Below are 25,607 nucleotides of genomic sequence, written 5' to 3'. Positions count from 1 at the left end.
AAAAGGTCATTTCCTTTTTGCAAAGGCGCTGGATTTTTATAAGTTTAATAAGAAATAAAAATGCGCAGATAAATCAATTGGTTCAGGTGTGTTTGCCTTGCTCCGATTCATATATTTAGCGTTAGGTGCAATTGTCCCATTTTGATCTGACAATTTTTTCGGAGGGATACGCTGGGATTACGGAGTTTTATTCTGATAAGCAGTACGGACAAATGCTTTGCGAAAAGGATTTGCCCAAGTATTTTGCGATGGTATCGTGGAGAGTTACACTATCCAAACGTTAGCACGTTATAAAATACTTGATTAAGGTCGCGAAAATTTTTTACAAAGTCAAATTTGAAGCGGAATTGTGGAATGTTTATCAGAATGGAAAACGGAGTATTAAGTTCCCTGCACCAACAGATTATAGACTGATCTATACATCCATAGGTTTGGGTAGCTCCGAAAAAGTTGGGAGTTTTTTTGCCTGCCAAAATAGAACAACTGAGATTTTATTTTTTAATTTTACGATAAATTAATCAAAAAAGAAAAGCACATAACATTATGTAAGATTGCATTGATCAAATAGTTTGTCTTCGCTAACGCTACGCAAACGATTTAATCAACGACGCTACCGCTCATCTTACACTTATTGTTAGCCACAATTTATGCCAAGACACGATTTAACAGATTGGATAATACATTTTGTTCACGATAGAAATCCTGAAAACGACCCTTTGGAATTTTCATTGCATCCAGAAACATTTGAATATTTGCCATTTCCAGACAATTTTGACTTCGAAGGAGAACCAATCTACCAAATAGACGAGTCAGAGGAATCTGATTATGGATTAGAATCTGATGCTACAGCTTTTAGTGTTTTAATGAAAATTTTACACGATGGTTATGTCAGAGCTGGATGGTCTTTCAGAAAAATGAATCCTACTATTTATGGACCTAAATCAGCAGTTTGTTTTACAGAAATGCCACTTTACGGATTAATTGAATATGCGAATATTCGTAACGCTAAAAATTTAACTCAACAATATGGAATAGCTTTTATGCGAGAAGAATTATTTGCTGCTGGAGCCAGACCTGTAATTTATGGACTTAGCGGAAAGCATCAAGAAGCAAAAGAAAGTGATGAATATTTTGGTAAAGGACTTAGAAATTTAGCATCAAATTGCGGAATTGGACTAAAAGAGCAATATAGATATGTTTATACAAATATCGGTACAAAAAGAAAAATTGACTGGACTCACGAAAGGGAATGGCGATGGGCAGATTTAGATGACGAATTTTATTTTCCTGGAATGCCTTTTTATGCGCAAAATGACACAGTAAAATTTAGCAAAATTGTGGTATTAGTTAAAACCGCAGAAGAAGTGGAACAAGTAATTGACCAATTACAAAATCTTTATCATTCAAAGGGAACTAATTATGGCAGAGAATATGACCTCGAATTAATTAGGAAAACATATGTTTTGGCTTTAGATGAACTAAAAAGCTTCACACCTAATGATGAGTTAATAAAAATTGAAGATTTACCAATAAATACTATTCCCAAAATTGAGAAAATAACCGTTTCAAAGGAAATGCTTGAAAAAGTGCGAACAGTAATTAATAAAGCTTCTGAAATTTGTTATAACAAAACTGGAGAATATGCTAAAAAACACGGAGATTCATATCCTTGTGGTCGAGCTAATTTAATATGTTGGGATTCAAATTCAGAAATTACTCAAGCCTTAATTGACTTAGAATTTGCTCACACCTATGCAGATGGTTATTACCATATTTATTTACCAACTGGTTATCCAGTACAATCATTAGATGCACACGAATACGGAATTAAATTTGCGTTAGAATATGTAAAAACTGAACTTGGAGACGGGTTTAGTTCAAGGTCAAGATGGGATTAATAAAAACTGTGGCTAACAACGTATAAAATTAATTGCTTGGTACGAGCCTACTTACGAAAGTCCTTGCGGATTTTCTATTCGGTTTGTATTTGCTAAATTCGTTACTTAACCACGCAACTAATCTTATACAAAACCGTTAGCAGCAATATAAACGAACCGCTAAAAACAAATTGAATAAACTGAAAATCATATTCGCAATAATTTTAATCAGTTCAATCTACGGCTGTAAAGAAGGTCAAACATATTCGAATAAAAACGATTCTTGTGAATTATATCTTTATGGAGATAAAACGTATAAATTCAAATACCCAAATTTTTTCGAGAATAGAACTGAAAAAGGAACTTATGAATTTGACAATAGTAAAATATCTCTAATAAGAAAATCTACAGCAAGAATTGACAGTGTTGACATTGGATATGGCTGTTGGGAAGATAATCCTGACTCTTTATTACTTACTTTTAAAAACTTATATCGGGAACCAATTAATGTTATCGTAAGATTTAATGATACTGACAGAAAATTTAAAACAAATAGTCTCGGAGAAATTAATATCTCTTACAAGGATATAGAAAACCTGAAAATTGTCGACAAAAACAATGGAATTGACAAATACACAATTGAATTTCAAAACAAAGTGTTCACACCTGATATGACTTATTATAAAGACTCTCGAAAACCAAATAAAATCGATTTCAAATTAAATCAGTTTGTCGGAGAAGAATTCGCAATTCTAAAAAGAACTTATGATATAAATAGAGATACAATATTTGTGAATGATATTTCAAGGAAAGCAATTGGAAGAAATAATAAACTAATAAGAATAAAATAATACAGCTGCTAACAATGGCTCCTATGAAAAGCACTAGCTCAGTTTTTCAAAGTTAATATTTATATTTTAATTATCTCATAATGATTACTTTGAAGTGTTTAAATGTTGGCAATTCTCTTCCTTTTGTTGCAAATTGTCAACATTTAAATACTTTATAACTTGCTCCGCATCCTATATGTGATCAGCTTCTAGAGCCGTCACCAGCATCTGTATGATTATAAGCTATAATAAACCTGTTCACTTGCTATAAAAATGTGATATCAATGATACTGATTCACCCACGTTGTTTTGTGATACAGGCTTTACTACTTCTTTGTGAGCTTTGTTATCTGTTAATTATTCTATGACTCCTACAGAGTAAGGTATCTCTGTTTTGATTACTGCTAAGGTTCGACTCAATAATTTGCGAGCCACCTTAATGATTATTGTCTTTACGTTTTTGCCTAAATGTTTACGATAATAGCCCTGCATTACTGGGTCTGTACGTATAGCCTGCCATGAGGCTTCTATAAAATAGCTCCGCATCAATCGATGGGCTCTCATTGTGATTCCACTACTCCTTTGATGGTCTCCGCTTTGATGGATACCAGGAGCTAACCCAACATAACCTGCTAGATGTTTAATACTGTTAAAACGACGTAAATCCCCTAATTCACTTATAATACCACAAGCTACAATACCTCCAATACCAGGGATACTCCTCAACAAATAATAATCCTTTTTATAATGTTTGCGGCAATAAGCTCGTAGTTTAGTGGATACATCTCGTATTTCTTTATCTATAAATCTAAAATAACGCATCCTACTATCTAAGGTCTCACGAGCTGTAGAATATCTAAAAACAACTCCATCTACCCAATAACGAAATTTATGACTCCAATGATCATTATCAAACTCTTCAGGAATAGGAATACCAAAATATAATAATTGCATTTTTATATAGCTCTTTACGCGTCTATAATCCTTAACCAAATCATTACGCCTTCTAAAAAGGCTCCGAAGATGTTCCTGTTTTAATTCAGGAATATGAATACTTTCTAGTCTTCCATCTTTTAATTCTCTACTAATCAGTTGGGCATCTATTTTATCTGTTTTTGTATATTTCTCCTTGCCTTTTCGATGAATGTCTGCTGGGTTTACCACTAAGGAATTCCAACCATAACTCTCAAATTTTCGATGGGCATAGTAACCACAACAGCCAGCTTCGTAAGCAGTTGTAACCCTGTAATCTGGAAAATGTTTAGTAACATATTCTAATAAAACCTCTGGCTTAGGAGGCATCGTAAACGATTTACCAGAAAATAAATCAGTGGAGCAATGTATCTTCCAACTTCGCTTGTGAATATCAATACCAATGTATAAATTTGATTGGGCAGTCAGTTCAGTTTCCATGTCTTAGTGTTTTTGTGAACTTTAAAGATACTGGACTTACTGCTTTTTCATTGATGCTATAATTTATGCTTAATTTATTCTTCAAATTAAAATCATATATTTAACAAACTGATTTGCAACGACTGAAAATCCTGCGGATTCTCAATCGCACAAATCATACACAATACCGTTAGGTACAATACCAGACCGAAAAAAGTGAATGAAAATACTAAGTAAAACTTTAATTCTAATTCTTACGATACTTTTATTTCAAAGTTGCGGAGTTGGTGAATGGGATATAAGTGAATTATATGGTCTAAAAATAGAAGGAACTTCCAAAATAATTTATAAATATGACGCTTGGGGAGGGAGAGATTCAAATGCGAATGGGTATATAATTTTAGATTCCGCAGAAACTTTCAAAGTAGATATCCCCAAAGAATTACCTTTTTATTATTTAAAAGATATCCCGAATAAAAATTCTATTACTGGAGTAAGTCATAAATGTGATAATAGTTGCGGACAGGACTACTCTAAATCAAATCCAATTTACGAGCCGATCGAATTTGAGGAATTAAAAAAAGAAGATATTAAAATCGAGCATTATACTTATCAATATCGCGGGTTTGCTGAAAGAGGAGGCGGATTAGGAAGGTTTCACTTTGAAAGTTTTAAGGAAAAAAGAGATAGTATTTTTTTTTACGATTTAGATGATATTGAGAGTTTGAATGGAAAACATCTTGATAGTTTAAAACTCAAAAAGAAAATGGTGTTTATTCAAGAGAATAAGAACTCTGAAATAATAAAATTAGTTTTAAAAGACTTAACCATTAATAAAGAGAATAATGAAATTATGTCTAACAGAACATATTTCTTAACACCAAAAAATACAACACGAGTTGAATCTTTTTCTGATTATGGAATATTTAAGCCAATTAAAATTAAATAGTACTGTACCTAACAACACCTATGCGATAATGCGGGTTTTGTGATTAATCGAAAAGTTATTGCTAATTTGGTTTGTCGCCAAAGTATTAAATTTGGTATTTTAGAAAAGATAAAAACAAAATATAAACTTTGGCTAAGTGCTAGCTCGAAAACCAATGATTTTCTGCTCCCGCACTACGCATAGCTAAACGTTAGCTACAAGTTGAGAGAACTTTAACTCATTGAAAGGACTGTTTTACTCATTATGCCTTTTCTGAATTATAGCGTAAATCTATTTTTGGAAATCTAATAATATAAAAATGAAAGTTCTATTAACCATTACCATTTTAAACTTGTTTTTGTTTTCTTATAGCGCTTGTTTTTCTCAACAAATGACTAAATCCGAAATAAAAAAACTAATTAAGGAATCCAAAAAAGAAGAAAAGAAGAACGGATATTCATACTATTCAAAAATTATTTCAAATAATATAGACAGCATCTTCTTCAAATCTCAAAAAGTTGAAATCTATACAAGTGAAATAGCTACTCGTGAAAAAAATATTTGCAGAACCGTTGAATTAAAATTTCAAAAAAACAATAGAGTGAATTTCATTGACTGTCAAACTTGTGATGAACCTTCTTCTTGTTATGTAACGACTGATAAAAACTTATATGAATACCGAATCAAAGAAATTGACGACGAATTATATATTTTCTTAAAAAACAATTACAATGAAATCAAATTTAAAGTTATTTCGTCTGAAGAAAATAAATTGAATCGGAGAAAGTATTATAAAATTGGAATGGAAAAACAAATTAAAAACCAGTAGCTAACAATTTGTATATTGCATATGCTCCCTTCGGGAAGCAAACGCAACATACAAGAACCGTTGTAGGGCATACTGCGGATGTGAAAAGCAATGCGCAATCAGAACGCAACTGCGGACGGACGCCAAATCGAAGACTGCTGATTTTTTGCGGTGGTTCGTACCTGATCGAGGAAAAAAGCGGTGAAAAATTCCAAAATTATGGAGGGTTACGGAGTAAAGCGTGCAAAAAACCGCTTTTTTGGGCTGATCAACAGCGGACGAAATAAAGGTCAAGGCAATTTTGGTTTAGTCTGGATCTAATCGATTGGCAGCAAGGCGACCGCGGTGAGAAATAAAATCAGTACGGAGTGGTTCGCAAACAACCATCGCCTCGCTGCGGAGTATTTGCAAAGTTCTGGATTTAAAAAATGGTACGCCCCACAACATCATATAAGTGATCATAGCAGTTTAGGGATAAATCGATGGGATCGTGTATTTTTGCAATGGCGCAATCATTGATTTTGAGTAAATTATCAATCATTGCGCAGATAAATCGAAAATAGGGGTAACTTTTTGCCCTGCTACGACACTTATATATAGCGTTAGCATTCATTAATATGAAATTAACCAAGTACGAAATAGAAGTTGTTAATCTAATGTTGAGCGATAAGTTCGGCGATGAAGAATTGAATTCTATATTGACCAGTCCAATTACAGGTTATGATTACACTGGTGCAGGATATTTTCTTGAATTAACAAATCACATACTTCCAAAAGAAAGAATGACTATTTCAGAGCCAACTTTATTCGGACGTGCGGACAACTTTGAAGTTGGATTCTTAATTTTCATTGAGAATTCTAAACTAACTCTTGAATGTCACAGTTGGGGAAATGAAAACCCACCCGAAACAGTGAGAGAAAAATTGATAACTATTGAAATTATAGAATTGGACAATAAAGACGCTTGAAGTAGAAACTTGTAAAAAAATAATGAAAAACGAAATGCTAACAATGTATATGAAATCATAGCTCCCATTCGGTCACTACACTTCATATACTAACCGTTGTACAACATATCATAGATTAAGAAGTATGTTTAGTATTTTTAAGAAAAAAAGAAAGAAAATAATTGACGCTACTCTTGGAACTCTTACCTTCAGAAAGTCTAATCAAATAGACGAATCTTACTGGAATGTTGATCGAAAAATAAATTCGATAAATGAATTAGTGGAATTTTATATTTACAATAACTCTGAAGGGATTACGGAAAAACAAAAGCAACTTATTCTATCAATTGAAAAAAAATACCCTGAATTGATTAACTCATTAGAGAGTTTTTTAAATATGAAAATAAAAAAACTTGACTCTGATTATTCTAATATATCCATTGAAAGTGATTTGAATGTTTCTTTTATAAATATACCTGAAAACCCGACAGAATTAAATAAATGGGAAATCAATTATGTGGAAAAAAAAGGGTTTACTATTTATGGAATTGAAATTGAGAATTGGAAACCTACTGATTTAGGGATTTCTGCATAAAAAACGTTGTACAACACGATATATGTGATCATAGCAGTTTGGTAATGAATCAAAAGGTTCTTGTATTTTTGCAATGGCGCAATGCTTGCAAAATGGAAAAGTTAGCAACCAATGCGCAGAAATATCGAAAAACAGGGTAACATTTTGCCCTGCTACGACACATATATTAAACGTTGTGTGTAATTAGGGTACGTTAAACAAACATCCTTTACAAAGTTAAAGAAACATAGTTTACACTTTTTAAGGTATAATTTGAGGGAAAAATCAAATTATCATGCCTTGGAAAACGACAACAACTATGGAACAAAAAATTGAATTTATCTGTGAATGACGCACTGGAAAATATACCGTTACAGAATTGTGTAGGAATTTTAAAATCTCCAGACCAACAGCTTATAAATTGATTGATCGATTCGAAAACCAAGGCTTTGAAGGTCTAAAAGAACAATCCAGAAAACCAGGAAAACATCCTAATGCAACCGATCAAAAAATCATTGATGGTATTCTTAAATTAAAAGAAAAATACAAGCTATGGGGAGCTAAGAAAATTAGAACTTTATTGTTTAAAGAGTTTGCTGAAGAAGAAATCCCTTCTGTAGTGACTGTTCATAATATCCTTCGAAAAAACGGTCTGGTCAGTCCCCAAAAACGAATGCGAAGAGTAAAACCCACCTACCCTATTTTTGACCCAAAATCCTGTAATGAAGTATGGAGTGCAGATTATAAAGGAAAGTTCTTAATGGGTAATAAAATCTATTGCCATCCTCTTACTATTGCGGACTCTAAAAGTCGATTCTTATTCACAGCCAAAGGACACTACAAAGAAACCCTCAAGGCTGCTAAAACAGAGTTTACAAAGGTTTTTAGAACTTATGGTATCCCAAAACAGATACATACCGATAATGGAAGCCCTTTTGGATCTGTAAGAGCTATTCAACGATATACACAGCTCTCCTATTGGTTTATAGAACTAGGAATCACTCCCGTATTTTCTGACCCAGCACACCCTGAACAAAATGGAAGACACGAACGTATGCACCGCGATTTAAAGGCTGCTTGTGCTAAACCTTCTGCCTATGATTTAAAAGCTCAACAAAGACGTTTAAATCACTTTGTAAAGGAATATAATCACATCAGACCACACGAAGCTTTGGATATGAAAACACCCGCTGATGTACACGATTTTTCCTGCAGACCTTATCCTGAAAAAATAGCACACTACGACTATGATAACGACTATAAAGTACTCAAAGTAACAAAGAGTGGAGCCATAAGATGGAAGTCTTATTATTGGGTATATTTAACAGCTGCTTTAAAAGGAAAATATGTCGGAATACAAGAGCAAGGAAACGGAATTTGGAAAGTCTATTATAGAAATGTATTTTTAGGTTTCTTTGATCAAAGAAACCTAAGACATAAACAACAATCGACAAGGTTAGAAACTAATTTAGTGTAAACACCTAATCTTTAACTTGTGTAAACTATGTATCTTAATGAACATTAGAATTACGAAATGAAAAGAAAATTTGTATTAACTATAATCGGGACATTCTTTTTCTCTTACTTAATGGCTCAAGATGGTTCAAATATTAGATATTATGAGACGGATAAACTTGATCGTACTTTAATTGGAAAATACTGTCATATTGATTTTGGAAAAACATCATTTGGTGGACAAGCAGTTGACACTATTGAAATTGATGTAAAAGGTCAACGAATGAAATTCTATGAGCACAGAGAAGATGATGGATATAATAATTGGTTCAATAAACAATATTTGATTCGAGTAGAAAATAAAAATCATTCATCTGCCCGCCTTCAGAATTCAAGAATTGACAGTCTAACATCTGACAAAATATATGTGACGAGTACTTTGAGTTATTACACTAACGAATCTCCGATTGACACAATTACAGTCTTTCAACACTCGTATGACAAGAAAAATATTTCGAAAATATTAATAGAAAACTAAAAAAAGATGCTAACACTATATAACAAAACATAGCTGCCCTTTAGGTCAGCAACGTTTGTTATATTAAACGTTAGGCAACATTTGAAATGAGCATTTTCAATCGAAAAACAAAAAAGAAACATATTGAACAGTTCGGACTTAAAATAGCTGAATTGTTGGAACCTGAAATGCCTCAAATCAAAACGGTAATCGGACTTTCTAAAGCTTACGGAATTAGTTTTATGCACGAACCGAGAGGGATTTATATTTCTCGTGGTTATAAGCCTAAAGAATTTGAGATTATAAACAGAAATCACAAAACCTGTTTTAATCTGACTGGAATTTCAGTTTGGAACAAAAAAGAAAATCTCTTCCAACCGATTAAATTATATTATCAATCTGACGGACTGACCAAAATAGAAGTAGATAACCCAGAGTATTTTCATAAAACATTTGACTTAAACCAAATTCAGAAAAACCAAATAGAACTGGAGCATCTGAAAATGGAAAACCCAGACCAAAAGACAGCAGAAAAAATATTAAAATCCCTAACCAAAGAGCAAATTGAACTTTTGGAATTGGACTACACGTTCGAAATTGAATTTGACGAAAAACTATTCTACACAATTTTGGATATGGAAGACGGAAATTATATTGCAGTGGACAAAAGAGGAAAAGTATATCGACTAAATCACGACCACGAAAAAATGGTTAAACAAATAGCCGACAATCCAACTGATTTCTTTAAAATTTACAATGGAGAAAAAAGCGAACTGGAAAACTTGATGTATGAATAAAAAACGTTGCCTAACAATGTATAACCGCAATTACGGCGGAATTTTATATTAGAAAATTCTCGCCTATTTATTAACTTTAACCGTCAGCGGAAAAATCCTGCTGATTTTCCCGTAACTAACGGTTATACTAGACGTAATGAGCAAGCCCTAAAAATGGATGATTAAAAAAATTGGAATTCTAATATTGACTTTAATAGCTCTACCTCTTATAGCTGGAGTATATGGAATTTTGCACGATCAAATTTCTTTCTCAATATCTCCTGAATATTTTACCAAGTTCAAATTTCCTCAATTTCAAATAGGATTTATGGGACAAAATCAACCACGATTATCCGCATCTATTGTTGGTTTTTTTTCAACTTGGTGGACAGGACTTATAATCGGAATTATAGTTGGATCAATTGGATTGATTATGCCAAATACAAAACTGATGCGGAAAAGTATTTTCGGAGCTTCTATACGGACAATGGGAATTGCAGTTGGAATAGGGCTTTTAGGAATTTTAATCGGTAAATTTATTATTTCTAAACTAAATTCTGAATGGACAATTCCCGATGGAGTGACGGATAAAAGTGCTTTCTTGACGGTTGGAACAATGCATACACTTAGTTATATTGGAGGGTTAATCGGATTAATTTTCGGAGTGATTTATCAATTACGACTGAAAAAAGCGAGCTCATAACATTATATATGAAATCAGAACAAAGTGTAGTGCCAGATCAAAAGGTCATTTCCTTTTTGCAGTGGCGCTAGATTTTTATAAATTAAACAAGAAATAAAAATGCGCAGATAGATCGATTGGTTCAGGTATACTTACCTTGCTCCGATTCATATATTTGGCGTTAGGTTTCATACCCAAATAAGAATCAAATTTAATTTTTTCGTATTTTTGAAACAAAGGAAAGGAAATGGATATTAAAACTTCTAAAATTGAGCTGGTTAAAATGATTTTGAATATCGATAGTAGTGAATTCATTAAAAAAGTGACTGACTATATTAACAATGAAAAAGCAGATTTTTGGAATGATTTAAGTGCATCAGAAAAAAAAGAAATTAAAAGAGGGATTGAGGAACTCGAAAAAGGCCAACGAATTTCCTATGATGATGTTTTGAAAAAGATTTCTTAATGAAAGTTTACCTATCCGAACTTGCCGAATCTAAACTTCTAAAACTCACTGAATATCTTATAGAAAAATGGAATTTAAAAGTTAAAAACGAGTTTGTAGCTAAATTAACTGAAAAAATTAATCAAATAACTTTACAACCCGATAGTTGTCCAAGATCTAAGGAGTTAAATGGACTTTATAAATGTGTTGTTACAAAACAAACGACTTTTTATTACAGAGTTAATTTTGAAAAAAAAGAAATCGAAATAATTACTCTCTTTGATACAAGGCAAAACCCAAGCAAACTTAAAAAGCAATTAAAATAGTACGAAAACCTAACATTTTGTATAGTGCATATGCTCCCTTCGGGAAGCAAACACACCATACAAGAGACGTTAAGGCACATACTTGTTATCTGAAAAGCAAAACGCAATCTGAACCTGTATGCGGACGAGCCTCGATCGTATGAACTGAGAGTTTTTACAGTGGTTTGTATCGGATCAAAAGTAAAAAAGCGATGAAAAAATCACGAAAACGTAGGGTTTCGGAGCAATACGTGCTGAAAAATCGCTTTTTTTGGCGTATCACGATAATTTTGACGGAAAAAGGGTTTGTGATTTTTTAGTTTGGTAAGTGATATATCCAAAGGCAGCAAAGTGATCGCGGGAGATTAAGAAAAATAATACGGAGCAATTCGTAATCTGATATCACTTTACTGCGGCTTGTTTACAAAGTTCAGGCTTAGAAAAGTGGTACGTGCCATAACACGATGTATGAAATCAGGGCAATTTTCGCATATCAAAAGGTTATTTTGTATTTGTAATGGCGCTGATTTTTAATAGGTTTGTACTTGCCTGCCGGCAAAGGCAGGAAATAATCAAAAACAAGCGCGGATGGATCGATTGGTTAAAGCTTTTTTGCAAGCCCCGATTCATACATGCAGCGTTGTAAAACATTTAAACTGAATGAAAATAACATTAACAATAATTGCGGTAATCGGAATTGCTTTATTAATATTTTCCTGTACTAATAAGACTAAAAAACAAAAAAGTGAAACGATTACTATTGACCCAAACGAATTAATACCTGGACCGATTCAACACGAAAACTTATCTGAAGACCAACTGACAAAAATTAAATCGATTCACCAGACTTTTGAGGAAGTATATCCAATAAGTTTAGAGGAAACAATTACAAATTTTAAACGTGACCTCAATATTGATAAAGAAATTAATCTTTGGTTAAAAATGAAAGGAACATTTGAGAACGTTTTGAATGAAAAGCAGTATAACAAAGTAGAAGAAAGAAAGGACGTGTTTAAAATTATTCTTATGAGAACTATGATGTCGAAAAATGAAGTAAAGAGTAATGTTGAAATTAATGAGCTATCCGAAAATGATGCTGATTATATATTGAGTGAGTTTGAAAAACAAATGAATAAATAAAAACGTTTTACAAGAAACCGAAATGAGACAAAATAGAAAAGAAACAGCTTGGAAAAAAAGTCGAAAATTCGGGGATGTAAAAGGCGGAAGAAAAAGACCGAAACTTGCAGATAATATTTTCAATCGACAACATAATTTTTCAGCGCCAACTGAAAATGAAGAAACTCCAATTTTTATAGTGGATAATTCATCAAGAGATTTATATTTCCCAGTAACAGTTGATGAAATTAAAGAGTTTTTAAAGAAATTACCATCTAAACACACGGAGAATCTGACTCATATATGGTTGAGAAAAATGACCAATAAAGAATATGAAAAAGAAGGAAGTTTTCAAGGTTGTTTCATTTGTGGTAGTGGAGTGAATTTAATTGTACTTTACCCATTTCCAACTGACTTAAAAATGGAATTTGGAAATAAAAAACCATCTAACAAAACACTAAAATGGTATTCTGACTACGAGCCTGAATTGATTCACTCAAAAGGAAATTGGACTTTAAAATGGACTGAAGAAAAAATTAAGAGATATTATTTAGAAAGCTTACTTCTTCACGAAATCGGGCATCAAATGGATAGTGTTTATCAGAGATATTGGAGTCCAAACTATAAAAAGCAAAGAGCAGAAAACTATGCTGATAATTTTGCCTATTACTGGGGAAATGAAATTAGAAACGAAATTGAATAAAAAAAACGATTTTACAACACTATGTATAGTGCATAGCTACCCTGCGGGATAGCTACGACACCATACATTAAACGTTGTAGTGCATTAGAGAAAAAATGAACGAAAGATATTTAAAATTGGAAATCATCTGGAAAGATGAACATATGTTCGAATTAAAAGTTTCGGCGAATAATGGACGATATTCTGGAATTACGGAAGTTTACGAAGTATCTGAATCTCTACTCAAATTTGTAAATGAACTTAATGGATTTCCATTTGGAAAAGATAGAGTGACTCATTCTTGCGGAGAAAAAGACGGTTACGCTTATTTTCAAATGGAATTTTATAAAATCGGTTTGACTGGAAAATGCGGATTACTAATTACAATGGAAGAAAATGTTGCAACGGAATACAGAAAAGAAGAGAAAGACAAACTGACAATGGAATTGATAGTTGAACCAAATTCGATTGATATATTTTGCCGAGAATTGAAAAAATTAGCTGAAAAAGAAAGTGGAATTGCGGAATTGAAAGCTGTCGGAAAATATACAAACAACATTGCGCAAAATAAATAACGCACTACAACACCGTATAAAATTAATTGCTAGTGCAAGCCTACTTACGAAAATCCTCGCGGATTTTCTATTCGGTTTGTATTTGCTAAATTAGGTGCTTAAAACACGCAACTAATCTTATACAAAACCGTTATGTCTAATTACAAAAAATGAGTAGAGCAGAAACAAAACAATCTTATGAGTTAGGTACTTTTCAATTTAACCAAGCTATGAAAAAATCTCTTGCTCTTAAATTTGGATTAGACGGACTTTATAGCGGAGGGCATACCATTAGAAATGAAAAAGGTTGGAGAGATAACGAAATTGGAGTTGATTACATTTGGATTGCCAAAATAAGTAGGTCATTCGTGGGTTTTGGAGGATTAATTACCATAAAACTTGACGAAAGTGAGTTCCGAGGTATTAAAAATCCTGAAAAACTAATTCAAGGTATCTTTCTATATGACTCAAAAGGAAAAGTAACGGAACTCTATTTTGAGGAGCAAATTGAGGAATTTAATGATCCAGTTAAGAAGATTGATGACCTTGAATTATTTACAGCAAATAAAAGAATAACTCTTGACGGAGTATCTTATGAGTATAATGTGATAGCACAAAATATCGAAACTCATTTTTCCGTTAACAATCCGAATACTGAACGATGGAGAAATTGGGAGAAAGAAATCTGGAATTTAGGGAATAAACTTGCTCAAAAATCGGAGAACGAAGAAATGAAACAACTATTTGAATAAAATAAAAAAGACATAACAATTTGTATAGTTCATTTGCTCCCTTCGGGAAGCAAACGCACCATACAAGAGACGTTATAGCCAATCAAAATTAAATATGAAAATAAAATTATCAGTTCTCCTTTTTATTTTAACAATTTTATCTGTTAAATCGCAAGAAGTAATTAACGAAACGGAAAAAACTCAAACCGAATTTATTGAGTGGAAAGATGTTGAAATTGCTCCACTCTTTAACGATTGTAAAAGAAAAAAGAAAGAGGAAAAAAATAAAAAATGTACAAAAGACAAAATCAACGGTTTTATTCACCGAAAATTAAATACAGAACTGATCTCAAAAGAATTTAAGTCTAGAACGCTAGTTGAGATTAAAAGCGAATTCATAATCAATAGCAACGGAGAAATTGAAAACATAAAAGTGGATGGACCAACACAAACAGCTATAAATAATGTTTATGAAATATTTAGTTTGCTTCCCAAAATGTCTCCTGGTGTGAATAACGGAAAAGCTGTAAATGTGAAATATAAGCATTTTGTTCGCTTTTATACATTTTAAAAAAGGCTATAACACCAAGTATGTGATCATAGCAGTTAAGTGATAGCCCAATGGTTCTTGTATATTTGCTATGGCGCAAAGATTTTATGGAGAGAAAAGTTATAAAATCAGCGCAGAAAATGTCGATGCCTTGGTAACATTTTGCTCTGCTACGACACATACTTATAACGTTACCACACATTTGAGAAAAACACTATTCATATTGACCATTTTGATTTTCCAACAAAGTCTTTACTCTCAAAAAGAAATTGTCGGAAAAGTGGAATTTTATAAATCAATTGAAAGTGATTGGAAAATTCTGGAATCTTTTCCAGATGCTACGATTAAACATTTGACCAATCGAATTCATAGAATTAAGATTGAGCAAAATAATCAAGTAACAAAACTTAAAACTGACTCAACTGGAATTTTTAAAATCGGAACTGAATCGAATGATACTATTAGAATTATTGTAAACGACCATTCGCCAGTTTTCAACGAGAAATTTCAATTTGATTTAAGTCAAATAAAAGACACCTTAAAACTTAGAATATCTGATAAAAAATTGTGTGTTCATCGAGATTCAATTAGTGAACCGAAATTCTATGCTAAATACAATGAACGACAAGCGGAATTGGATTTTAATAATGGAAAACTTGAATTGTTAGGTATTAGTACATGCTGGCCAACAGAAGAATCAATTGAAAGACAGAAACAAATAGAAGTAGAATACGGAATAAAATATAATTACTACTTTGAACCAACTCGCGAAAAAATTAAAATAATGTACCGATATAATCAAGTAATGAAAAAACTAATCGGAATTAATAAAAACGTGTGGTAACACCGTATATAATTTATTGCTAGTTCTAGCCTACTTACGAAAATCCTCGCGGATTTTCTATTCGGTTTGTATTTGCTAAATTAGGTGATTAAAACACGCAACAAACCATATACAATTACGTTGTAAGTAATTCGGTACGTTAAACAAACATCCTTTACAAAGTTAAAGAAACATAGTTTACACTTTTTGAGGTGTAATTTGAGATCAAAATCAAATTATTATGCCTTGGAAAAACACAACAACTATGGAACAAAAAATTGAATTTATCTGTGAATGGCGTACTGGAAAATATACCATCACTGAATTGTGTAGGAATTTTGAAATCTCCAGACCAACAGCTTATAAATTGATTGATCGATTCGAAAACCAAGGCTTTGAAGGTCTAAAAGAACAATCCAGAAAACCAGGAAAACATCCTAATGCAACCGATCAAAAAATCATTGATAGTATTCTTAAATTAAAAGAAAAACACAAACTCTGGGGAGCTAAGAAAATTAGAACTTTATTGTTTAAAGAGTTTGCTGAAAAAGAAATCCCTTCTGTGGTGACTGTTCATAATATCCTTCGAAAAAACGGTCTGGTCAATCCCCAAAAACGAATGCGGAGAGTAAAGCCTCTCTACCCTGTTTTTGATCCAAAATCCTGTAATGAAGTATGGAGTGCTGACTATAAAGGAAAGTTTTTAATGGGAAACAAAATCTATTGTCACCCATTGACCATCGCCGATTCTAAAAGTCGATTCTTATTCACAGCCAAAGGACACTATAAAGAAACCCTAAAAGCTGCAAAGACAGAATTCACAAAGGTGTTTAGAACCTATGGCATGCCTAAACAAATACATACTGACAATGGAAGCCCCTTTGGATCGGTAAGAGCTATTCAAAGATTTACACAACTCTCTTATTGGTTCATAGAACTCGGAATTACGCCCGTATTTTCTGATCCTGCACATCCAGAACAAAATGGAAGACACGAACGAATGCATAGAGATTTAAAGGCTGCTTGTGCTAAACCTTCTGCCTATGATTTAAAAGCTCAACAAAGACGTTTAAATCACTTTGTAAAAGAATATAATAATATAAGACCTCATGAAGCTTTAGAAATGAAAACACCCGCTGATATACATGACTTTTCCTGTAGACCTTTCCCTGAAAAAATAACTCATTTTGATTATCATAGTGACTATAAAGTGCTCAAAGTAACCAAGAGTGGAGCCATTAGATGGAAGTCTTATTACTGGGTATATTTAACTGCTGCTTTAAAAGGAAAATATGTAGGAATCCAAGAACAAGGTAACGGTATTTGGAAAGTCTATTATAGAAATGTATTTTTAGGTTTCTTTGATCAAAGAAACCTAAGACATAAACAACAATCGACAAGGTTAGAAACTAATTTAGTGTAAACACCTAAGCTTTAACTTGTGTAAACTATGTATCTTAACGAACATAAACCACTCAATACTATAAATGAATTTTATTTTAAAAATATGGATTTGGATAACATTTATTAGAAATAAAGAATCATTACCAACAGAATCTAGAATTGAAAAACCAAAAATGGAATATGAAACAATGTCAGGAGCGTTTATTTGGGAAGATGAAGGATTATGGGACTGTCGAAATCATCATTTACAAGACGCATTTAAATATGTTCTCAACCACAGAATGAATTTAATTGTAGGACCTGATAATAATGTCGGAGTTATGCGCTCTAAAAAATTTGATAAATCGATTTTTAAAATGGCGAAAAAGTTCTTTCCAAACTGGATTGGATTTAATAACTCAAGATGTTCATATGATTCTGAAATTGCTGACAGAATACTTAGAATTAAAAAGGTTGAGAAATGGAGATTTGACAAATTACTTAACGAATGAAAATAAAAGTACTAAAGCTAACAATGTATAACCGCAATTACGGCGGATTCGACTACGTCCGAATCCACTCGGAATTGCTAAAGTCTGTTGCAAACCGAAAATAATCGCTAATTTAACCCGTAACTGACGGTTATACTAGACCGTTGTAGCCAATCAGAAGAAAAAAGAGATACGTAAAAATGAAAGTTGAATACAAAGAATATGAAATTGAATTTTTGAATGAGGAAAATTATTCGACAAAATCCGTAGATAATATTAGAAAATACAAGTTTGAATATTCTGAAGGGAAAGATATTAAAGATAGAAATCATCACATGAGTAAACACGGAATTAGAGTCCGAAAAAATTTAACTGATGAGTTAATTTCAAGTGCAATAATTTGTGAATATGGTGGCTCAACTACAATTCACCAGAAATCCTTCTTCATTGACGACCAAAAAATTTGGATTTGTGTATGTGATAAAATCTATTCCCTAAAATTACCAAACTTAGAAATTGAATGGTTTGGTACATTTGATTATGCAACAAACCTTTCTATAAATCAATTTCAAGATGATTTCATAATTCATGGTGAATTAGAAATTTTACGAATTAATCGCAAAGGTCAAATAAAATGGCGATTTGGTGCAAGAGATATTTTTATTACTGAAACTGGAGAAAATAACTTTCAGATAAATAATGGTATAATTGAGGTTCAAGATTGGGAAGGATATAAATATATAATTGACCAAAACGGAAAAGAGATTAAATAAAAAAGACTAGCTACAACAACATATATGATGTCATAGCAGCTAAGTGATCAATTGAATGGTTCTTGTATATTTGGTAAGGCGCAATGCTTGCAAAAAGTAAAAGTTAACAACCAATGCGCAGAAAAATCGAAAAATAAGGTGACTTTTTGCCCTGCTACGACACATATATTAAACGTTATAGCCAATCAAAATTAAATATGAAAATAAAATTATCAGTTCTCCTTTTTATTTTAACAATTTTATCTGTTAAATCGCAAGAAGTAATTAACGAAACGGAAAAAACTCAAACCGAATTTATTGAGTGGAAAGATGTTGAAATTGCTCCTCTCTTTAACGATTGTAAAAGAAAAAAGAAAGAGGAAAAAAATAAAAAATGTATAAAGACAAAATCAACGGTTTTATTCACCGAAAATTAAATACAGAACTGATCTCAAAAGAATTTAAGTCTAGAACGCTAGTTGAGATTAAAAGCGAATTCATAATCAATAGTAACGGAGAAATTGAAAACATAAAAGTGGATGGACCAACACAAACAGCTATAAATAATGTTTATGAAATATTTAGTTTGCTTCCCAAAATGTCTCCTGGTATGAATAACGGAAAAGCTGTAAATGTGAAATATAAGCATTTTGTTCGCTTTTATACATTTTAAAAAAGGCTATAACACCAAGTATGTGATCATAGCAGTTAAGTGATAGCCCAATGGTTCTTGTATATTTGCTATGGCGCAAAGATTTTATGGAGAGAAAAGTTATAAAATCAGCGCAGAAAATGTCGATGGCTTGGTAACATTTTGCTCTGCTACGACACATACTTATAACGTTATGCGCCAGCATCTGAGGTCCGAAAAGCAAATCGCAAGCAACACTCAAAACTGACAAACGCCAGATCAAAGGCCTGAGTATTTTTACAAAGAGTTTTAATGATTCAAAGGTTTACTCCTATTCGCAACTGACGAAAGAAAGGTCATCGCTATTTTGTGAGAGTTGTTTCCCAACCCAAAGTCACAAAGCGATCGTAGGAATCTGAAAAAGCAGCTCGCAAGTAGCTCGCAAGCAATCATCGCTTTGTTTAAGGCACCCTTGCAAAGTATCGGCTGAATAAAAAAGCCGGCGCATAACACCATGTATAAGTTTATAGCGGCGGAAATTCCTAACGGAATTTCACGCGCATTTGCTATCTTTAAGCCGTTGTGGAGAGTATGTTTTGTACCCGCCCGCAACAAACCATACATTAAACGTTACCTGCAAGCGCAAAAAAATGAATACAAAAGAATTCGTAAAAGCATTTTATTCCGAAAAACAGAATTTTCTAGAAGAATATCTATCTGAAAAATCGGAAACGGAAGTTGGAGAGTTAATTAAGTCTCTTAATCTGACTGAACAACAGACTGAAATAATGAAAAAAGTCTTGAACTCATCTTTCACTGATATTTTTTATACTATTCTTTTAGGTTTAGATGGTTCTGCTTCTATTGGCGGAACACAAGAAATGTATGACTTAAAAGATGAAAATGGAAATCAATTAAGTGGAGAAATAGAAGGTTACGCTTATGAATATTTTCACGAATCGGATTAAACAATGGAATTCATAGGGAGAATTAATAAAAGAAAAATTTACTACGTTCAGATTAGAAATAACTCTGAATGGAAAACAGCATTACCTAAAAATGATTGGGTTGCATTTACAATAGCTAATAAGGAAGATGAGGAATTAGTTCCTCCTGTTGTAAAGATATGTATGGACAAGAATGTATCTTATACTTGCAGTGCTGGAAATTTAGGACATCTGACTGAGCTATATTTTGATGAAGAAATATCTTGGAGAGGAGTTGACTACGAAATGCGAACTAAAAAGGATTTTGACTATGAACTTTCACCTGTCACTACAGCTCATAAAAATTTTGGAGAAGGGTTTTGGTTTGCAACAACTTTGGCGCATGATGATAATTTTGAAATTGATAAAGTAGTTTGCATTGACTTTACAACTAGAAAAGTCAAGAAACACTTAACGGAATTGATTAATAAAATAAATAATGATTGGTTACCAAGTGATGAGGAAATTGAGCTTGCGGAATATGATAACTGATGAAAAAGCCAGCAGGTAACAATGGCTATAATTAATACGGAGTTGGTGCTCAACCAAAAGTTTAGAGCATTTAACTAAATCCGCCAAATCTTTTTGATTTGGCTTTATAAAGAAAAAGATAAAACAAAATAAAAAGTTTTGGCTAAGTGCTTAATCGAAAGTTTACTACTTTTAATTCCCGTACTAACCATAGCCGAGCCGTTAGCCCACATTTGAGAAACAATGAAGAAAGTAATAGCATTTGTACCCTTATTAAAAATTAAGACAGTTTAAAAATTCACTAAATTTAAACTGTAATGAAGAAATCAAAATTTACTGAGAGCCAAATCATCAAGGCATTAAAAGAGAATGAAGCTGGTCGTTCTGTAGAGGAGATCAGTAGAGAGTTAAGTATTAACAAGGGTACATTTTACAATTGGCGCAAGAAGTATGGCGGGATGGAAGTAAGTCATTTGAAGCGTTTAAAAGAGTTAGAGGCCGAGAATTTGAGGTTAAAAAGGATGTATGCAGACGTATCCTTAGATTTACAAATGGCAAAAGATGTACTGTCAAAAAAGTGGTAGAGCCTTCCGTTAAAAAGAAAGTGATAGAATTTCTCAGGACTAACTATAGTGTGGGCTTGAAGCGAATATCAAGTATCGTAGGATATAGTCGTTCTTCGTATTATTATCAAAGTAAATTGAATGATACTGAGATTATAGAGAAATTGAATGAATTAGTAGAAAAGAAGCCCAATAGAGGTTTTGATTATTACTTTAAAAGAAGTAGACGAGAAGGCTGTAAATGGTCAAGAGGTAGGATGTTAAGGGTATATCGCAAGCAAGGATTAGTTCGAAGATCCAAAAAGCGCAAGAAGTTACCAATAGAACAGAGAAAGCCGTTATATCAGCCTAAAACAGTTAATGAAATCTGGAGTATGGATTTTATGAGTGACAGTTTATCGGATAGAAGAGCTTTTAGAATTTTGAATGTGATAGATGATCATAATCGAGAATGTTTACTTAGTCAAGGAAGTATAAGCTTTCCCTCTGAGCAAGTAATAAGATATTTAGAAGAATTAATAGAATATTATGGAAAGCCAAAATATATCCGAACAGATAATGGACCTGAATTCACTTCTAACCAATATAAAACTTGGTGTAAGAAGAAAAACATCATACGTGTATATTCAGAACCAGGAAAACCAATGCAAAATGGCTATATAGAGAGATTTAATAGGACATTTAGAGAAGATGTATTAGATGCTTACATATTCGATAGTTTAACGCAATTTCAAGTGATAGCAGATAAAATGATCCAAGATTACAATGATAATCATCCACATGAATCCTTAGGTGGAAAAAGCCCCAAGGAATATGGAAAACCAAAACATCCCATTGTTAGCTTAAGCTAACAATGGGATGGATAATAAAATTTTTTAAATTATAAACTGTCTAAAGATTTATAAGTTTACACATTTGCAGACGAATTTGGAAATAACTCTTTTGATTTTGAAAATCAAGGAAGTCATTTCATCATTGCAAGTGTTATAATGAATCAAGACGAATTGAATGAAATACAAATTCAACTTGAGGAAATTAGAAAACGCTTCTTTCAAACGGGAGAAATAAAATCCAGCAAAGTAAAGCATAATCACAATCGCAGAATTCTCATTTTAAGAGAACTTAAAAAAGTTAATTTTTCTGTTTATGCTGTGGTAATAGATAAACGAAAACTATATGGAGAAGGATTTAAATACAAACAGTCTTTTTACAAATACTTAAACGGAATTCTCTACAAAGAACTTTATCGAACTTTTCCACAATTGGAATTGAAAGTTGATGAACACGGTGGAAATCATTTTATGCGTAGTTTCAAAAAATACGTTGAGAAAAATCATATCAGAAACTTATTTGCAGGTTCTGATTTTCATATTCAAAAAAGCCATAATGATTTAGGTGTTCAATTAGCTGATATGATGGCTGGAACTTTAGGCTACATATTTGACGAACTCAAAAAATCTGATAAATCATCCGAGTTTGCCGAATTAATTAATGACAAGCTAATTAGCTTAAATCAATTTCCGAAAGAATATAAATCCGAGGAATTTAGTGAAAAGGAAACGTTTAGTGAATACGATGATACAATCGCAACACTTGGATTGAATAGAGCATTTGACTTTATTGACAAAACAACAGGAAATACACCTGACAATCGTGATAGAATAAACTTTCTTAAACTTTTATTATTGTATCATCAATCTAATCATCCTCGTAAATTCACAACGTCTGCCGAATTTGTTCGCCATTTAAGTGTAAATAGACATAAACCATTGAGTAAAGAACAATTTAGTTCAAAAATTATTGGTCATTTAAGAGATAAAGGAATTTTGATTGCAAGTAGTAGAGATGGATATAAAATTCCAACTTCTGCAAGTGATATGAAAAAATACATCAATCACGGAAAGAGTATTGTATTACCTGTTTTGCGTAGAATTGAGGAATGTAGAAACGCAATTTTACTTGCGACAACAAACGAATACGACATTTTGGACGACCCAGAATATCAGAAATTAAAAGAATTGATAGAAAAAAACGTGGGCTAACAACGTATCCTATGAAAAGCACTAGCTCAGTTTTTCAAAGTTAATATTTATATTTTAATTATCTCATAATGATTACTTTGAAGTGTTTAAATGTTGGCAATTCTCTTCCTTTTGTTGCAAATTGTCAACATTTAAATACTTTATAACTTGCTCCGCATCCTATATGTGATCAGCTTCTAGAGCCGTCACCAGCATCTGTATGATTATAAGCTATAATAAACCTGTTCACTTGCTATAAAAATGTGATATCAATGATACTGATTCACCCACGTTGTTTTGTGATACAGGCTTTACTACTTCTTTGTGAGCTTTGTTATCTGTTAATTATTCTATGACTCCTACAGAGTAAGGTATCTCTGTTTTGATTACTGCTAAGGTTCGACTCAATAATTTGCGAGCCACCTTAATGATTATTGTCTTTACGTTTTTGCCTAAATGTTTACGATAATAGCCCTGCATTACTGGGTCTGTACGTATAGCCTGCCATGAGGCTTCTATAAAATAGCTCCGCATCAATCGATGGGCTCTCATTGTGATTCCACTACTCCTTTGATGGTCTCCGCTTTGATGGATACCAGGAGCTAACCCAACATAACCTGCTAGATGTTTAATACTGTTAAAACGACGTAAATCCCCTAATTCACTTATAATACCACAAGCTACAATACCTCCAATACCAGGGATACTCCTCAACAAATAATAATCCTTTTTATAATGTTTGCGGCAATAAGCTCGTAGTTTAGTGGATACATCTCGTATTTCTTTATCTATAAATCTAAAATAACGCATCCTACTATCTAAGGTCTCACGAGCTGTAGAATATCTAAAAACAACTCCATCTACCCAATAACGAAATTTATGACTCCAATGATCATTATCAAACTCTTCAGGAATAGGAATACCAAAATATAATAATTGCATTTTTATATAGCTCTTTACGCGTCTATAATCCTTAACCAAATCATTACGCCTTCTAAAAAGGCTCCGAAGATGTTCCTGTTTTAATTCAGGAATATGAATACTTTCTAGTCTTCCATCTTTTAATTCTCTACTAATCAGTTGGGCATCTATTTTATCTGTTTTTGTATATTTCTCCTTGCCTTTTCGATGAATGTCTGCTGGGTTTACCACTAAGGAATTCCAACCATAACTCTCAAATTTTCGATGGGCATAGTAACCACAACAGCCAGCTTCGTAAGCAGTTGTAACCCTGTAATCTGGAAAATGTTTAGTAACATATTCTAATAAAACCTCTGGCTTAGGAGGCATCGTAAACGATTTACCAGAAAATAAATCAGTGGAGCAATGTATCTTCCAACTTCGCTTGTGAATATCAATACCAATGTATAAATTTGATTGGGCAGTCAGTTCAGTTTCCATGTCTTAGTGTTTTTGTGAACTTTAAAGATACTGGACTTACTGCTTTTTCATTGATGCTATAATCCATTGCTAGTACTAGCCTACTTACGAAAATCCTCGCGGATTTTCTATTTGGTTTGTATTTGCTAAATTACGTGCTAAACCACGCAACGAAACCATAGCCAATACGTTATCTGCAATTCTGAAAAATGGACGAAAAAACCAAAAAACAAATTGAAATACACTCTTCTGGCGCTACTGTAAGGCATAAAAGTCCATTTGCCGAACTCGAGCATCATAAATCTGAATTGAAAGTTGATAAAGAATTTGCTGCTAAATGGGTGGTTCCATTTTATATGTGGGGAATAAACGATACCGAAAAGTTTTTGAGTGACTACTCTAAAATAAGGCCTGAATTAAATCTAGATATTGTAAAACAACTTCTTGGAGATTTTAACTGGAGAACTCGTATTACCGGAGCTTACTTTGCATCTATAGAAAATTATGTAGAACTTGAAGAAATTATTGGAGTACATTTATTAAAAAGTCAAGTTTGTTATGCCGGAGGAGGATATTGCCTTGCTATGGCAACATTTAATACGGATAAGTCATATCAATATATCAAAAAGTATCTTGACTATTATTTAACAAGAAAAGATTTAACCTTCGAACAGCAAGAAGCAATGGCAACTCTAAATTGGTTGGATAATGCGAATGGAACTCGTGAAATGGAAAATTATTTACCTAAATACAAAAATTGGGTGAATGAAAAGTATTCTCAAAGTATTGAATCCTCAATCGAGCGTTTTAACAATCAGATGAATGCTATTAATGAAATCAGAGAAAAAAGCAGATAACATTATATAACAAAACATAGCTGCCCTTAAGGTCAGCAACGTTTGTTATATTTATCGTTGGCATTCATTTAAAACAC

The 25,607-nt window shown here is 32.6% G+C and carries 30 protein-coding genes and 2 pseudogenes; 30 read left to right on the top strand and 2 right to left on the bottom strand.

Going from position 1 to position 25,607, the window contains the following annotated elements; all coding sequences use genetic code 11:
- The first annotated feature begins 647 nt into the window (after positions 1–647).
- Together ACE94K_RS12530 and ACE94K_RS12525 are read left to right on the top strand one after the other, a co-directional pair.
- On the top strand, positions 648–1,898 hold the full coding sequence (locus ACE94K_RS12530) for a hypothetical protein (RefSeq protein ID WP_378172643.1): 1,251 nt from the start codon (positions 648–650) through the stop codon (positions 1,896–1,898).
- A gap of 170 nt (positions 1,899–2,068) precedes the next feature.
- On the top strand, positions 2,069–2,728 hold the full coding sequence (locus ACE94K_RS12525) for a hypothetical protein (RefSeq protein WP_378172641.1): 660 nt from the start codon (positions 2,069–2,071) through the stop codon (positions 2,726–2,728).
- A 336-nt stretch (positions 2,729–3,064) separates the two neighbouring features.
- Here the strand turns inward: ACE94K_RS12525 and ACE94K_RS12520 are convergent, their stop codons facing one another.
- On the bottom strand, positions 3,065–4,120 hold the full coding sequence (locus ACE94K_RS12520) for an IS110 family transposase (RefSeq protein WP_378172582.1): 1,056 nt from the start codon (positions 4,118–4,120) through the stop codon (positions 3,065–3,067).
- 199 nt (positions 4,121–4,319) lie between these two features.
- Here ACE94K_RS12520 and ACE94K_RS12515 point away from each other — a divergent pair, with 199 nt between their 5' ends.
- The 27 genes and pseudogenes from ACE94K_RS12515 to ACE94K_RS12385 form a co-directional block, all read left to right on the top strand.
- Positions 4,320–5,048, top strand: a complete 729-nt coding sequence (locus ACE94K_RS12515) for a hypothetical protein (protein ID WP_378172638.1) — start codon at positions 4,320–4,322, stop codon at positions 5,046–5,048.
- A 298-nt stretch (positions 5,049–5,346) separates the two neighbouring features.
- Positions 5,347–5,856 carry a hypothetical protein gene (locus tag ACE94K_RS12510; RefSeq protein ID WP_378172636.1) on the top strand — a complete coding sequence of 170 codons (510 nt, stop codon included), beginning with the start codon at positions 5,347–5,349 and terminating at the stop codon, positions 5,854–5,856.
- A 596-nt stretch (positions 5,857–6,452) separates the two neighbouring features.
- Complete coding sequence (locus tag ACE94K_RS12505) at positions 6,453–6,803, top strand: hypothetical protein (RefSeq protein ID WP_378172633.1); 351 nt, start codon at positions 6,453–6,455, stop codon at positions 6,801–6,803.
- A gap of 124 nt (positions 6,804–6,927) precedes the next feature.
- Positions 6,928–7,377: a hypothetical protein gene (locus ACE94K_RS12500; protein ID WP_378172630.1), complete on the top strand. Its 450-nt coding sequence runs from the start codon at positions 6,928–6,930 to the stop codon at positions 7,375–7,377.
- A gap of 349 nt (positions 7,378–7,726) precedes the next feature.
- A pseudogene (locus ACE94K_RS12495) lies at positions 7,727–7,984 on the top strand (helix-turn-helix domain-containing protein); the annotation flags it as partial.
- Between the two features lie 45 nt (positions 7,985–8,029).
- A complete protein-coding gene (locus ACE94K_RS12490) occupies positions 8,030–8,833 on the top strand; it encodes an integrase core domain-containing protein (RefSeq protein ID WP_378184274.1) in 804 nt (267 codons plus the stop codon).
- A gap of 111 nt (positions 8,834–8,944) precedes the next feature.
- Positions 8,945–9,349 carry a hypothetical protein gene (locus ACE94K_RS12485; protein ID WP_378172628.1) on the top strand — a complete coding sequence of 135 codons (405 nt, stop codon included), beginning with the start codon at positions 8,945–8,947 and terminating at the stop codon, positions 9,347–9,349.
- Between the two features lie 86 nt (positions 9,350–9,435).
- Entirely contained in the window at positions 9,436–10,125 is a 690-nt protein-coding gene (locus tag ACE94K_RS12480) for a hypothetical protein (protein ID WP_378172626.1), read from the top strand.
- A gap of 157 nt (positions 10,126–10,282) precedes the next feature.
- A complete protein-coding gene (locus tag ACE94K_RS12475; protein WP_378172623.1) occupies positions 10,283–10,807 on the top strand; it encodes a hypothetical protein in 525 nt (174 codons plus the stop codon).
- Positions 10,808–11,033: 226 nt separating this feature from the next.
- Positions 11,034–11,252 carry a hypothetical protein gene (locus tag ACE94K_RS12470; protein ID WP_378172620.1) on the top strand — a complete coding sequence of 73 codons (219 nt, stop codon included), beginning with the start codon at positions 11,034–11,036 and terminating at the stop codon, positions 11,250–11,252.
- The gene (locus ACE94K_RS12465) at positions 11,252–11,557 is read left to right on the top strand and encodes a type II toxin-antitoxin system RelE/ParE family toxin (protein WP_378172618.1); all 306 of its coding nucleotides are present in this window, start codon (positions 11,252–11,254) and stop codon (positions 11,555–11,557) included. Before ACE94K_RS12470 ends, ACE94K_RS12465 begins: the two co-directional genes overlap by 1 nt.
- A 639-nt stretch (positions 11,558–12,196) precedes the next feature.
- Entirely contained in the window at positions 12,197–12,676 is a 480-nt protein-coding gene (locus ACE94K_RS12460) for a hypothetical protein (RefSeq protein ID WP_343914843.1), read from the top strand.
- A 22-nt stretch (positions 12,677–12,698) separates the two neighbouring features.
- On the top strand, positions 12,699–13,358 hold the full coding sequence (locus ACE94K_RS12455; RefSeq protein ID WP_378172615.1) for a hypothetical protein: 660 nt from the start codon (positions 12,699–12,701) through the stop codon (positions 13,356–13,358).
- Positions 13,359–13,453: 95 nt separating this feature from the next.
- On the top strand, positions 13,454–13,912 hold the full coding sequence (locus tag ACE94K_RS12450; RefSeq protein WP_378172612.1) for a hypothetical protein: 459 nt from the start codon (positions 13,454–13,456) through the stop codon (positions 13,910–13,912).
- Between the two features lie 149 nt (positions 13,913–14,061).
- A complete protein-coding gene (locus tag ACE94K_RS12445; RefSeq protein ID WP_378172610.1) occupies positions 14,062–14,643 on the top strand; it encodes a hypothetical protein in 582 nt (193 codons plus the stop codon).
- A 94-nt stretch (positions 14,644–14,737) separates the two neighbouring features.
- Positions 14,738–15,193, top strand: coding sequence for a hypothetical protein (locus ACE94K_RS12440; RefSeq protein WP_378172607.1), 456 nt, complete (start codon positions 14,738–14,740; stop codon positions 15,191–15,193).
- Between the two features lie 70 nt (positions 15,194–15,263).
- Positions 15,264–16,016, top strand: coding sequence for a hypothetical protein (locus ACE94K_RS12435; RefSeq protein WP_378172606.1), 753 nt, complete (start codon positions 15,264–15,266; stop codon positions 16,014–16,016).
- A 244-nt stretch (positions 16,017–16,260) separates the two neighbouring features.
- Entirely contained in the window at positions 16,261–17,418 is a 1,158-nt protein-coding gene (locus ACE94K_RS12430) for an integrase core domain-containing protein (protein ID WP_378172603.1), read from the top strand.
- A gap of 154 nt (positions 17,419–17,572) precedes the next feature.
- Positions 17,573–17,890, top strand: coding sequence for a hypothetical protein (locus ACE94K_RS12425; protein WP_378172601.1), 318 nt, complete (start codon positions 17,573–17,575; stop codon positions 17,888–17,890).
- A gap of 179 nt (positions 17,891–18,069) precedes the next feature.
- Positions 18,070–18,642 carry a hypothetical protein gene (locus tag ACE94K_RS12420; RefSeq protein ID WP_378172598.1) on the top strand — a complete coding sequence of 191 codons (573 nt, stop codon included), beginning with the start codon at positions 18,070–18,072 and terminating at the stop codon, positions 18,640–18,642.
- A gap of 197 nt (positions 18,643–18,839) precedes the next feature.
- Positions 18,840–19,058 carry a hypothetical protein gene (locus tag ACE94K_RS12415; RefSeq protein ID WP_378172595.1) on the top strand — a complete coding sequence of 73 codons (219 nt, stop codon included), beginning with the start codon at positions 18,840–18,842 and terminating at the stop codon, positions 19,056–19,058.
- Entirely contained in the window at positions 19,016–19,294 is a 279-nt protein-coding gene (locus tag ACE94K_RS12410) for a hypothetical protein (RefSeq protein WP_378172593.1), read from the top strand. Before ACE94K_RS12415 ends, ACE94K_RS12410 begins: the two co-directional genes overlap by 43 nt.
- A gap of 608 nt (positions 19,295–19,902) precedes the next feature.
- On the top strand, positions 19,903–20,220 hold the full coding sequence (locus ACE94K_RS12405) for a hypothetical protein (protein WP_378172590.1): 318 nt from the start codon (positions 19,903–19,905) through the stop codon (positions 20,218–20,220).
- Between the two features lie 3 nt (positions 20,221–20,223).
- Entirely contained in the window at positions 20,224–20,730 is a 507-nt protein-coding gene (locus tag ACE94K_RS12400) for a hypothetical protein (RefSeq protein ID WP_378172588.1), read from the top strand.
- Between the two features lie 296 nt (positions 20,731–21,026).
- Positions 21,027–21,293 carry a transposase gene (locus tag ACE94K_RS12395; RefSeq protein ID WP_378172586.1) on the top strand — a complete coding sequence of 89 codons (267 nt, stop codon included), beginning with the start codon at positions 21,027–21,029 and terminating at the stop codon, positions 21,291–21,293.
- On the top strand, positions 21,287–22,123 hold the full coding sequence (locus ACE94K_RS12390; protein ID WP_378172584.1) for an IS3 family transposase: 837 nt from the start codon (positions 21,287–21,289) through the stop codon (positions 22,121–22,123). Before ACE94K_RS12395 ends, ACE94K_RS12390 begins: the two co-directional genes overlap by 7 nt.
- Positions 22,124–22,198: 75 nt before the next feature.
- A pseudogene (locus ACE94K_RS12385) lies at positions 22,199–23,314 on the top strand (DUF3800 domain-containing protein); the annotation flags it as partial.
- A gap of 324 nt (positions 23,315–23,638) precedes the next feature.
- Here ACE94K_RS12385 and ACE94K_RS12380 read toward each other — a convergent pair.
- Positions 23,639–24,694 carry an IS110 family transposase gene (locus ACE94K_RS12380; RefSeq protein ID WP_378172582.1) on the bottom strand — a complete coding sequence of 352 codons (1,056 nt, stop codon included), beginning with the start codon at positions 24,692–24,694 and terminating at the stop codon, positions 23,639–23,641.
- A gap of 188 nt (positions 24,695–24,882) precedes the next feature.
- On the opposite strand from ACE94K_RS12380, the gene ACE94K_RS12375 reads away from it, so the two are divergent.
- The gene (locus ACE94K_RS12375; RefSeq protein WP_378172579.1) at positions 24,883–25,530 is read left to right on the top strand and encodes a DUF6000 family protein; all 648 of its coding nucleotides are present in this window, start codon (positions 24,883–24,885) and stop codon (positions 25,528–25,530) included.
- Positions 25,531–25,607 lie beyond the last annotated feature (77 nt).

The organism is Aquimarina besae (genome assembly GCF_042434905.1).
In the GTDB taxonomy this organism is placed as follows: domain Bacteria; phylum Bacteroidota; class Bacteroidia; order Flavobacteriales; family Flavobacteriaceae; genus Aquimarina.
This window is presented reverse-complemented; position numbering and strand designations above follow the sequence as displayed.